Below are 11,838 nucleotides of genomic sequence, written 5' to 3' on the forward strand. Positions count from 1 at the left end.
GGCAATTGATAAATTCGCCTTTTTGCTTTATAAATAACATTAAGATGAAAACAATTGTCAGAAATATATTTACAGGGGTAATGCTTTTCGGAACTGTTGCTTTGGCAAACGGACAGTTTCTTGCGGCATCAGATACCTCGGAAAGCAGTGTGAGAAAATACCAGGGAATCATTAATTCAAACAAAGATCTTGTTGAATTTATTGAACAGTTGCTTCTTCAGAAGGGGCTTCCCAAGCATTTAAGAAACCTTGCTTTGATTGAATCTCATTTTGACAAAAATATTACCTCCGGAGCCGGAGCTGTAGGAGTATGGCAGCTGATGACAGCACATGCCAACCAGTATGGTCTTGCAGAACATCAACGTACAGATGTGTATAAAAGTACAAAAACAGCCGTTATTTCACTGGCAAATCTGTACAAAAAATATAATAATTGGGTAACAGTAGTAGCTGCTTATAACTGTGGTGAAGGAAATGTTGCAAAAGCTATGCAGGCGGCGGGCTCCAGTCAGTATCATGAATTCTATAAATACCTTCCCGGAGAAACCGTTAATCACGTTAAGAAATACTTGAATGCATGCTATGCAACAGGAGAACTTCAGAGTGTATTAAACAATTATAATTCAGCAAGAATTAACAAAGTTTTCTTTGAAGACGGAAACAGAAAGGCAACCGGCGATGCTCTATCAGAAACAGAGATTAATGCAGGGTTCAGCCTGAGTGTAATTGCTGATGAACTTGATGTGAAAGTAGATGAAATTCTTGCCTGGAACCCGGGAATCACAGAAGAACTTCAGAGAAAAGGAGAAAGTTCTTTCTACCTTCCCACAGACCTGATGCCTGATTTTCTTCTGAGAAAAAATAAGATCCTTACCAGATCAATAAAAGAAAATGCCGGAGCTGGCATACAGCCATAAAATTAAATCATACCAGCCAAACCTTATTAAAGGTTTGGTTATTTTTTATTCAATAACCGTTTTTCAATAAAATATATCAGAATCTTTGTGGCGGTTTTGGAAAATTACTTTTGAAAATTGCAGACATTGAGCTTTATAAGCTCTTGTACAGTACATTTAGAAAATATCCTTAATAATACTTCTTTGGCAATGAAAAAGATACTTGTTTGTATTCTTGGATTTATTATGGTTTCCTGTAATAAGGGAAAAACAGAATTTGTACAGTCTCAGGTGTATAGAAATCTTTATCTGGTAAAAAATATGCCTGATAATCTTATTTCAAGACAGAAAGTTATTCAGGAATTCATCATCGGAAATTCATTGAATAATGATACTGAATTCTATAAATACTCGGGGGATACTAAATATTTCCTGGATCATGAAGAGGATCCCGGGGGATTTTCCAGTGAAGAACTTCAGAACTATCGGGAAAATGATGGTATTGCTTCCTTGTTTTTCATGAAGTGTAAAAAAGATTCTATGAAAAAAGAAGGAATTTTAAGATATTATCAGGATGAATATACAAGATTTTATGCTCCTGATACTATTATTTTTGAGTGCAGATGATAAATGTTAATATATGTTAATTTTTACTTAAAGAGTATTAATATTTCTCGTTGATGTGGAAAATGTTCCTTTTAGTCAGTGTTTTATGAGGTTTTTAAAGCCTTTATTATAGCGCTATTGAGTAGAGTTATTAAATCCAAAGTCGTAGAATTACTACAAAAAGTCGTAGAACTACTACAATTTTTCAGATTTATAGTTAAAAGTTTTTTTTCCGAAAAAAGACCCTCTATATTTGCTAAACAATCACTGAATCACAAAATATTATTAACGATTAAAATTTACAAATCATGGCAGAAAGAAATTCAAGAGGAATCTTAAAATTCAACAACGGAGAAGGTCAGAAATTATTAAAAATGAACTATAGCGTATCAAGATCAACTGACGTATCAGGACGTGTAGCTTCAGATCCTTCTAACGCACTTATCAAAGTTACAGTAGAAGCTACTGAAAAATCAGACATCCTTGAAAGCTTACTGAACGGAAAATATAAGCCTACAGTAGGAGAAATCGTTTTCAACAAATCTCACGAAGAAGGAACATTAATCAACCTTAAGTGGGAGAATGGATACGTTATCCAGCACGAAGTAGATTTCGATGCAATCGACAGCAACAGTATGTTGATCAGCTTCGTAATCAGTGCTGAAACTATCGACTACGGTACTTCTCAATACGCTGGACTGTGGCCTTCGGCAGGTAAATAAGCCTATTCATCATCTTAGTAAAAATAAAATTGGTACAGGACAGTGCGCTCGGAAGAGTATGCTGTCCTGTTTTTATATATAAGGACATCATAGATTTTAGGAATCCATTTTTTTCATAAACAGATTTTGTAGATCTAACCTTATATTTTTTGATTCTGTTGCTGTATAATCAGCAGTTTATTTAATTTTTAATTTAAACACAAGCACTATGTTTCAGGATGACAAAACAATTAAAGTAGATAGCCCAAAGGCTGATATCAAAAGCAGCAAAGAGCAGTTGAAAAATGCAGCCGAAAATGTTGCAGGAAAAGCAGAAGAAAAGATAAATAAAACGGGCAGTAAAGTGAAGAAAGCTGTAAAAGCTGGACAACAGGGCATGAGCACTGTACAGGGAGCCAATATGTTTATGAATCAAACATTTGTTCCGAATAATCCTTCTATCATTGAAAATAAGGTGTGGGCCAAGCAGCCTACCTCAAAAATACATAATGCCGAAGCCATTCCTCAAAGTATTATTGCCGGAATCAACCGTGTGGTAAAACTGGATGTGGTGATTGAAGGGCAGATTATCAAGCATTTTAAACATTTTAAATTGGTGCAGAGCGCTGCCAAGCATCATGAATTCAGCCTTACTCTGGCTCATGACACGCTGGGGAGTGTAGAAAACCATAATCTTCAGGAAGCTCAGAATTTCCTTGGAAAAAGGATAACGGTGGTTTTCAAATATAAAGATATCATACAGGGTGCCGAACGTAACTTTGTAGGCGTAGTAACAGAAGTAGGGTTCAGCCAGGAAAAAGGAAGCCTTGGAAATATCGTTCTTAAAGGATACAGCCCTACCGTACTTTTGGATGCGGCCCCTCACATTCAGAGTTTTGGAGGAAGCCAACCCATGAGTTTGAATAGTATTGCATATCATGTCATCAGTGAAGGACTGGGACATAATAAATTTGATTTCAGAGTAGATGCGCAGCATGGAAACGTTTCCTACAGCTCCCAATACGAAGAAACGCATTACAATTATCTGGCAAGAATGGCAGAAGCTTATGGTGAGCAGTTTTACTATGATGGAGAAGTGTTGCATTTTGGAAAACTTCCGCCTCAGGAAAAACCGGTGAAACTTACTTATGGAAGCAGTGTAAGTGATATTGCGATCAAAATGAAAGCTCAGCATGTAAGCCCTTCTTTCTATGGTTACAACAGTAGTAAAAATGAGAAGATGACGGGTGGAAGTGCAAAAATTAGTCATACCTCAGATATTGCAAGACGTGCTTATGAAATATCAGAAAAGACGTTTACCACCCCTTCATTAAGAGTGGCTCCTATAAAAGCTTCATCTTTTATGGATATTGATGCTTCTCAAAAAGGAACTGCCGGAAGTAAGGCCTCTGAGGTGTTCATCACTTCAGGAACTACCACTGTGCCTTTCCTATATCCGGGATGTACTGCAGATATTGAAATGCGTAAATCCGATAGCAATGAAACTTCTTATTTCACAAAACTGATGATCATCGAAGTTACCCATGAGGTAGATGCCAGAGGATATTATGATGGTAAATTTGAAGCCATTGCTGCAGATACAGGTTATATTCCACGTCCGGAGTTTGAAACACCGAGAGCGGAAGCGCAGTTTGCCAAAGTGGTTTCCAATACAGATCCTCAAAATCAGGGAAGAGTTCAGATACAGTTTGACTGGCAGAACGGGCCGGATATTACCGAGTTTATCCGCGTAATGTCTCCTGATGCCGGAAGCAGTGATAAAGTAAATAAAAACCGAGGATTTATGTCTATTCCTGAAGTAGGAGACCAGGTGATCGTCAATTTTGTACACCAACACCCGGATCGCCCGTTTGTAATGGGAGGAATGTTTCATGGTGGTATTGGTGCCGGAGGTGGTGCCGGGAATAATGTGATGAGCTTTAGCGGAAGAAGTGGAGCAGAGCTGAAATATGACAATGGAGCAGGATCTATGAACCTTAAAGATCAAGGAGGTGCTCATATGTTCTTTGATGGATCAGGAAATGTGGTACACAATGCTAATAATGACAGTAATAAAACCGTTGGAAACGATAAAACAGATAAAATCGGTAATAATAAAAAATTAGAAGTTGGCTGTGATCATATTGCAGATGTTGGAAATACTCATAAAGTTGCTGTAGGAGGTAAGAATAGCGTGTTTACAATGGACAATAAGGGAGTAATTGATTTGACAGGAATAGATAAAATAACTCTTAAAGTAGGGAGTAGTGAGATTGTAGTGACAGGAACTAAAATTTCAATAATAAGTAGTGAGATAGATATCAAGGCAGGAAAAGCTACAGCCAATTTTAAAGGTAATACAAAGATAACGGGAGGGCAGGTTGATATTAATTGATTGAAAGATTAATAGGAATTTATAGGATGGTTTTTTATTTATAATATAATAAAGAAGTTACTCTTAAAACTTTAGTTTTTTCATTTTTTAATAAAGCTTTTGAATTTTAAGACATGTGAGATGCTAATGGTCAAGATTCTTCTTAGAATACTTAGATCAATCAATTCATAATCAGATATTATCTATAATTTACTATAAAATAAATATCAACTAAGATATAATGATTGAAAAAAAGACAGTAGAATTATTGAAATTAAACATAAGGAATGAAGTATATTGAATATCAAATAAAACAAGGAGATACGTTAGATTCTATAGCAGAAGAGAATAATATAGATATTGATGAGCTTATAAGCTTTCATAATGAACATTGTGGAATAACTCAAAAGATTTATACTAATGATATACCTACTACTCTCAGATTTATTTATATAAGCTATTCTTTAAATGATAGTAATTACAAACCAATAAAAACACTTAATATAAAATTTAATGATTTCAGTAAATTAAATTATCAAAGTAATCACTTCACTGAAATGTATATTAATGGCGGAGAATTATCTAAATATAGTCAGTCGCAGAAATTTTATCTAGATTTTAATTCTAGTCGGAGAGTTTATAAATTGGATATTTATGATAACAATATTGGTGATAGTTTAGAGCTATACGAGAAATTTGATGGATTAATAGAAAAAATTGTTAAATTAAAAGATAATCTGGATATTTTAGTAGACGAAGTTGGTGAAATTAAAGATGTTCTGAACAAAGAAGAATTAAAGGAGAACTGGGATTTATTTAAAAAAGATTTAAAAGAAAATATAATATTAAAAGAAATTCCACAAGATAATTTTGATGCTATGTTGGAAAAGGGTGATACTGAATTTTCAAAAGAATATCCTTTAGCTGATGAATTAAAGAAGTCAATTTTTCATTCACATTTGTTTTTTCCACTCTACAATCAAGAATTTAAAGCAGATTTTACTAATAAATTAAGTAATAGTAGTATACCTTCTTCATTATTTCCAAATACTATTATACCTCTCACATCTGTTTTGTTGTTGATTGATAATGAATATGATAATGAATACATATTTAAAATTGAATCTCAAATAGATAAATCAAAATTAAATTATTCCAAGTTAGAAAAACTATATCATAATAATTATCCCTTTCTAAAAGATAAATTTGTTAAATATACTTTAGATATTAATCGTTTTTATGCAATAAATAAAAAGACTCTGCAGATAGAATTTGTTGATGTAGAAATTGAAGAGGTTGTTAATAATAATCTTGAAGCTTATCAAAAATTAGAAATTGAAAAATTAAATACATATGAGTCATAAAGGATATGTTCATAATGAAGTAACTTTAACTTGTACCAATGGGTTTAAAACCTCAAAAATGCTTGTTAAAGATAGAGGAGTGCGAATTGCGAATGGAAAGTTAATTGCTACAGAAGAAGATAAACCTTGTAATTTTGCATGTAAGTGGGCTGGAGTTTTAGCAGCAATTGTAGCAGCAGCTTGTATTGCTGCCCCGTTTATTGTGGCTGTGTTATTAGCTTTTGTAGTAGGTATGGTCGCAGCACTAACGTTAGGTCAATTATTATGCTGGGTTGCACTTAGAGGAAGTAAATGGACGGATTTTCATCCAAAAGTTGAAATTCAAGGTAAAAAAGCTTTGGTAGAAACTTCCCAATTAAATTGTTTATTATTTAGTGGAACTATTAAGATATTTTATGATTTTGGAACAGCTCAACAAGAATTAAGAAACAATCAATTTCGTAATACTATTGAAATATTTGGTGCCGCTTTTATAGGTAGAGCCTTTTTTTCTTCAGCAATGAGTATGGGATGGTCTGGAGCAATTAAGGGTTTTTTAATGAGTATGCCCAAAAATTTAATAATTGGCTATGGTATTGTTGAAGGTGCAAATATAATAACTAATATTGCTACAGGAAGGGAAGTAAGTGAAAATGTCGGAAATAGCATTCCTATAATAGGTAAAAATGATAATGTTGGAGATATTCTTCAAAGTGATTATGCAAAAACAGCAACGATACCATTAGATGTTGATTCTGAAACCAAAATAATTGTGGATGAAAAAGTGAGTAGCGGAAATGGAAGATTTAATGATTTTGAGCAAAAGAAAATAGATCAGTATAAAAGAGAAAATCCAATTCATAAATATAAAAACGGGAAGAAAAGCCCACATTATGGAAGGCAACAACGAAACAGACAAAAACTGAATACCCGGGCAAAGACTTATGGTGCCGGACAACGTTCAAGATTAAGTCAAAGATATCAAAATCAAGTACAATCAACTACTAATAAGAATTATACTAGAGCAAATTATGGTTTATTAGGCTTTTTTGCCTTATCCGAAATACTTGCTCAGTACTCAGAGAAAACATTAGATAATTCATTGCAAAACGAAAATCATCCAGAAAACAATGCCAGAAAATCAGTTAAAGTATTCGCAGCTAATTTATAGATCACTAATCTTTTTGCTTGTAGCATTGGTACTGTTGTTTATTTTAGCGAACAGTAATAATGAAATAAGTGGTAAGTATTACTTTTCTAAAATAAGAATCACAAAAACTTTTATTTTTCATACCCTGATAATTTTTAGTATTTGGCTTTTGTATTTAGTATTTGTGACAAAAGATAATAGTATTAATAAAATAATTAATGTTGTCAAATTAAGAGGAACATTTAGTACACCAAAGGAAATATTGATTAGGTGGTATGTACTTTTTATTCTATTAGTGGTTCCTTTAATTTTTTCTCAAAATATTATTATTTATCTTAATTCGTTAAATAGTAGCCTTCTATATCAAGGAAGTATAGAAGCACAATCATCTATAACAAAAAATGAGTTTGATAAAAGATTTAGTAGGATAAAAATTAATTACCAAAATAAGGAAATAGAATTATTCGGAAATAAAAATGATGTAAATAATGTTATTGGTAAAAAAGTAATTGGTTCTATATACCAAGGGCTATTTTATGAGTATGCTGTAATTGATGAAAAAGAAAATATTAAAAAATAATTTTATCTTGAAAGTAAATGTTAGTCCAAGAGTTATCAAGTTCTGTTTCTGTTACTTCAGATAAAATTGTCTCATCAAATTATTAATATAGTGAAAGGCTTAAATGTGTTAAAAATTGTTGTTATTTCTATTGTAACTCTTTTAATCATGTATTTGTTGTATGGATTTATTAAGGGATTTTTTGTAAATATTGATACTTATATAAGCAATTCTAAAAAAATAGAACTTAATAACGTACATTTAATTTCAAAGCAAAGATTGGGTTATGGGCTAGGAACCGGAAGCGGAACCGGAAAGCAAGAGGTTAAGATTTTTGATGGAAAAAAATATTATAATTTATGTTATTACGAAAAAAATAAAGCTGATAATCAATTTCTGAAATTTGAATATAACAATATTCCCAGTCACATTTTTGTTATCGTTAATTCGGATGAAATGAAAGACAATAAAGGTACCTTAGAAAATCCTATTCCTGTATTCAATTTCTCTGTAAATTCAAAGGAGATGATTTGGGATGATCAATCTTATCAAGAAAATATCAGGAAATATTTGACTTATGAAAAGTAAAAGACTAAATAATAACAAAATAATAAGACTTTCATCCTTCAAGTCAATGAACTAGGCAATATGATTATTTAAGATAAAATATTTACTATTTGTTATATCCATTTTTTATCTCTAAAGGTTCAGGAAGGTAAGCAAACTGCTGTTATAATAAAAAGAGCAAGTCTTAATGACGATTTTTATTTTACTGATAACAGGGATTTGTTTACCTAATGTTTGTTTGAATTTAAAGAAGAAAAAGTATAGAACTTGAAACACTGAAACAAATTCTATATTCATTCAACAGTATCTATCCCGTTTTATATCTAAGGAAGAGTATAAGGTAATGTTTAATAAGTAAATGAAGAAATTATCAGATGGTTATATCATTGGATTATCAGTTCTACTAACCTACCATGAAAAAAATAGCATCCATCATCATAGGAATTATTGCTGCTTTAGGAATAGTAGCTATTGCAAAGAATAATTACGTCTTCTCGTTTGGGGACAGTGAACGGCTGGATAAAGGCTGGAAAGCATATGAACGTAAAGAATATAATTTTGCAATTACTCAATTTGTAACAGTAGATTTAAAGGAACATCCTGAAATTGTATTGCCATTAGCTGATTCATATCTGGAAGTAGGGGAACCCTATAATGCGATCCGGTATTTGGAACCTGCGTATAAAAATAAAAGCTACAGTACAGATGATCATACCAAGATTATCAATCTATTAGGAATTGCCTATATCGAAGATAAAGATTACAAAAAAGCCAGACTTTTCATAGAAGAATCCCGTACATTGGGTAATCCATACAGTGAAAGGAATTTAAAAATCCTGGATTCTTTGGAACGAAATCAAAATAAGTAAAGCATTCCTAAGCAGAAATTAAAAATAGTGATAACAGAAACCAATGAAAGACAGAGAATTTAGTTTCCAGGGGTTAGATTTTAAAACAGAATTGAAATTGGCGCTGGTATTAATTATTCCTGGCCTGTGTACCATGTTGGGTGTCTTATTTGGTGGAGAACTTCTTTTTCCGAAAATTCATTTTCTAAAATCAGTTGCCTTTGCCAGTGTTATGACGATAGGAATATGTATGATTACTTTGAAGCAACTGAGCCAACTTGTAAAAGAAAAAACCTGGACTATCAATATAAAGGATGACCATTTCCATATTACATTTAGAAATCTGAACTATCAGTTCCAGGCATCTGAAATCAAGATGATCAAAAATATAGGCAATGTAGGATTACGCTACCTGACAATTAAAACAGCAGATTATACCATAAAAATAAGAGTAGGGGACACAGGACTAGCCCCATTTTCATCACAAAAAGATATTGATGAACTGGACGCCTTTGTTCAGCATGTCAAACCCTATATCACTAAAAACTTCAATAAGAAAGAACTCAGAAATATGATCAATCCTACCATCATTCCTAACTTTGGAGTGTATGTTGTAAAAGGAGAAAAAATAAAATATTCAATCATCAATAAAATGCAGCGATGGCAGGTTATTTTATTTATTTTAGGGATTGCAGCAGTGGTAATGACCCTTTTAATGACAGGTTTTTTTTATTATATTGATCATAAGTAATACTAAATTTATAGGCGGATTTCCTGTGTATTATGGAATATGTTTTGGTACTTAATTCAGAGAAATGAAAGGAAAGAGAGAATTCATATTAAAAAATGTTTTGCCGTTTCATACAGGCTGGACCATTCTGGTAATTATACCTTCTATGGCTTTATATGGAACTCTTTATTATGTTTTATTTGATTTCAGTGTTTCTTTGATGGTATTTTTTACCCTGTTCTATTGGGGAACTTGCTATTTGATTCTGAAAGCTATTTCTGTAAAAATCACCATCTGGTTTGATCATAATTATCTTTATCTGAAAAAGAATAACAACAGGTATATAAAATATGCCAAAGCTGATATCATCGGATTCTATTCGTATGACTATGAAACCAAGACACCACAATTACGGAATTCAAAAATATATTTTAAGATTTTCCTGAGAGATAAATCCAATATTTACCTGCATGATGTAGAGTACAGAATTCGCTATGATGAAGAGAAAGGAGCGGAATTGAACCGACTTCTAAAGGAAGTTCAAAAAGAGCTGCGCTTTACAAAAATTAAAAAGAAAAATAACTTCCAAAACATATATTGGTATTCCAGTCATTAAATGTCGCCTAAACGAAACCCATTAAAAAGGTACAGAAAAATATGAGGTTCGGATGATTTTTAAATTGCCATAAAGATGATTTTTTAATATAATATTTCTCTTTAAGGTGTAATAATTAATGTTTTTCTGTTGATTTTTAATTATGGTTAAAATATTTATTAATAATAAGTTGTGTTTATCTTTAACTCCATTGTCGTAGAATTACGACATAAAATCGTAGAACTACTACAATTTTTCAGATTTCCATCCAAAAGCTTTTTTTTCAACTTTAAGGCCTTTATCTTTGTCTTACAATTATTGAATAACAAAATTATTACTAACGATTAAAATTTACAATCATGGCAGAAAGAAATTCAAGAGGAATCTTAAAATTCAACAACGGAGAAGGTCAGAAATTATTAAAAATGAACTACAGCGTATCAAGATCAACTGACGTATCAGGACGTGTAGCTTCAGATCCTTCTAACGCACTTATCAAAGTTACAGTAGAAGCTACTGAAAAATCAGACATCCTTGAAAGCTTATTGAACGGAAAATATAAGCCGACAGTAGGAGAAATCGTTTTCAACAAATCTCACGAAGAAGGAACATTAATCAACCTTAAGTGGGAGAATGGATACGTTATCCAGCACGAAGTAGATTTCGATGCAATCGACAGCAACAGTATGTTGATCAGCTTCGTAATCAGTGCTGAAACTATTGACTACGGTACTTCTCAGTACGCTGGACTTTGGCCATCTGCTGGTAAATAAGCCAGAACAACAAAACTTAAAAAAACTAATGGAACAGTATGCTTATAAAGTGTACTGTTCTGTTTTTTTATTCAAGACATGACTAAAAACTATATAAAAATGTTCAGACAAATTCTATTAACTCTCACTTTTACAATCTCATTCATTACTTTACAGGCACAGAATACTTCCTCTCTATATAAAGGCACAGTGAACGGAAAAATGCCGGTAACCTTATTTTTACAATCCGTGGAAAACGGATGTGGTGGAGATCCTTATTATAATGCCATGTACCGTTACGAAAAAGTAAGCAATTGGTTGGAACTTAACGTTACAGAAGGCGCTAAGGGACAATTTGCTATGGTAGAAGAAGGATTTACAGGGCTGATGATTCTAAAGAAGGAAGGAGAAATCATGAAAGGGACCTGGATTAGTCCCGATGGAAAGAAACAGATTCCGGTAGAACTGAAAAAAATAAACATAGGCAAAAAAGACATGGAAAGCTATGAGAAAAAAATGGAACAATTGAACTACGAAAACCACGATTGTTAGTAATAGGTAATAGGGATACCTTATTCTAATCTTATCATTGTCAATGAGGAATAACTGCCATCATTCCCCTCCTCAGGAGCTCATCTTGTAGGGGTTTTATAATTCTGCACCTTTTTTCAGGTAATAAAAACGCTGCATTGTTTGTGCTATTTTTTTAATCCCTGG

Annotated in this window: 13 protein-coding genes; all 13 read left to right on the forward strand. The window is 32.5% G+C overall.

Features of this window, described 5'->3' with window-relative positions; genetic code table 11:
- The first annotated feature begins 44 nt into the window (after positions 1-44).
- A complete protein-coding gene (locus M2372_RS22490; protein ID WP_123321300.1) occupies positions 45-917 on the forward strand; it encodes a lytic transglycosylase domain-containing protein in 873 nt (290 codons plus the stop codon).
- Between the two features lie 189 nt (positions 918-1,106).
- Positions 1,107-1,523: a hypothetical protein gene (locus M2372_RS22495; RefSeq protein WP_148060822.1), complete on the forward strand. Its 417-nt coding sequence runs from the start codon at positions 1,107-1,109 to the stop codon at positions 1,521-1,523.
- A gap of 287 nt (positions 1,524-1,810) precedes the next feature.
- Complete coding sequence (tssD, locus tag M2372_RS22500) at positions 1,811-2,224, forward strand: type VI secretion system tube protein TssD (protein ID WP_089739778.1); 414 nt, start codon at positions 1,811-1,813, stop codon at positions 2,222-2,224.
- A 208-nt stretch (positions 2,225-2,432) separates the two neighbouring features.
- Positions 2,433-4,598 carry a type VI secretion system Vgr family protein gene (locus M2372_RS22505; RefSeq protein WP_123321297.1) on the forward strand — a complete coding sequence of 722 codons (2,166 nt, stop codon included), beginning with the start codon at positions 2,433-2,435 and terminating at the stop codon, positions 4,596-4,598.
- Between the two features lie 266 nt (positions 4,599-4,864).
- A complete protein-coding gene (locus M2372_RS22510) occupies positions 4,865-5,941 on the forward strand; it encodes a LysM domain-containing protein (RefSeq protein ID WP_123321296.1) in 1,077 nt (358 codons plus the stop codon).
- Positions 5,931-7,091, forward strand: coding sequence for a PAAR-like protein (locus M2372_RS22515; protein WP_123321295.1), 1,161 nt, complete (start codon positions 5,931-5,933; stop codon positions 7,089-7,091). The genes M2372_RS22510 and M2372_RS22515 overlap by 11 nt, the downstream gene beginning before the upstream one ends.
- Entirely contained in the window at positions 7,051-7,650 is a 600-nt protein-coding gene (locus tag M2372_RS22520) for a hypothetical protein (protein WP_123321294.1), read from the forward strand. Before M2372_RS22515 ends, M2372_RS22520 begins: the two co-directional genes overlap by 41 nt.
- 66 nt (positions 7,651-7,716) lie before the next feature.
- Positions 7,717-8,217 (forward strand): hypothetical protein, encoded by a 501-nt coding sequence (locus M2372_RS22525; RefSeq protein ID WP_148060821.1) that lies wholly within the window; start codon positions 7,717-7,719, stop codon positions 8,215-8,217.
- A gap of 392 nt (positions 8,218-8,609) precedes the next feature.
- The gene (locus tag M2372_RS22530) at positions 8,610-9,065 is read left to right on the forward strand and encodes a hypothetical protein (RefSeq protein WP_123321292.1); all 456 of its coding nucleotides are present in this window, start codon (positions 8,610-8,612) and stop codon (positions 9,063-9,065) included.
- 43 nt (positions 9,066-9,108) lie between these two features.
- The gene (locus M2372_RS22535; protein WP_123321291.1) at positions 9,109-9,795 is read left to right on the forward strand and encodes a hypothetical protein; all 687 of its coding nucleotides are present in this window, start codon (positions 9,109-9,111) and stop codon (positions 9,793-9,795) included.
- Positions 9,796-9,859: 64 nt separating this feature from the next.
- Complete coding sequence (locus M2372_RS22540) at positions 9,860-10,390, forward strand: hypothetical protein (RefSeq protein WP_123321290.1); 531 nt, start codon at positions 9,860-9,862, stop codon at positions 10,388-10,390.
- 338 nt (positions 10,391-10,728) lie between these two features.
- Positions 10,729-11,142, forward strand: a complete 414-nt coding sequence (tssD, locus tag M2372_RS22545; protein WP_089739778.1) for a type VI secretion system tube protein TssD — start codon at positions 10,729-10,731, stop codon at positions 11,140-11,142.
- A gap of 99 nt (positions 11,143-11,241) precedes the next feature.
- Positions 11,242-11,673, forward strand: a complete 432-nt coding sequence (locus tag M2372_RS22550; protein WP_115974016.1) for a hypothetical protein — start codon at positions 11,242-11,244, stop codon at positions 11,671-11,673.
- The last annotated feature ends 165 nt before the right edge of the window (positions 11,674-11,838 follow it).

Origin of the sequence: Chryseobacterium sp. BIGb0232 (genome assembly GCF_024810195.1) — a bacterium.
Taxonomy (GTDB): Bacteria; Bacteroidota; Bacteroidia; order Flavobacteriales; family Weeksellaceae; genus Chryseobacterium; species Chryseobacterium pennae.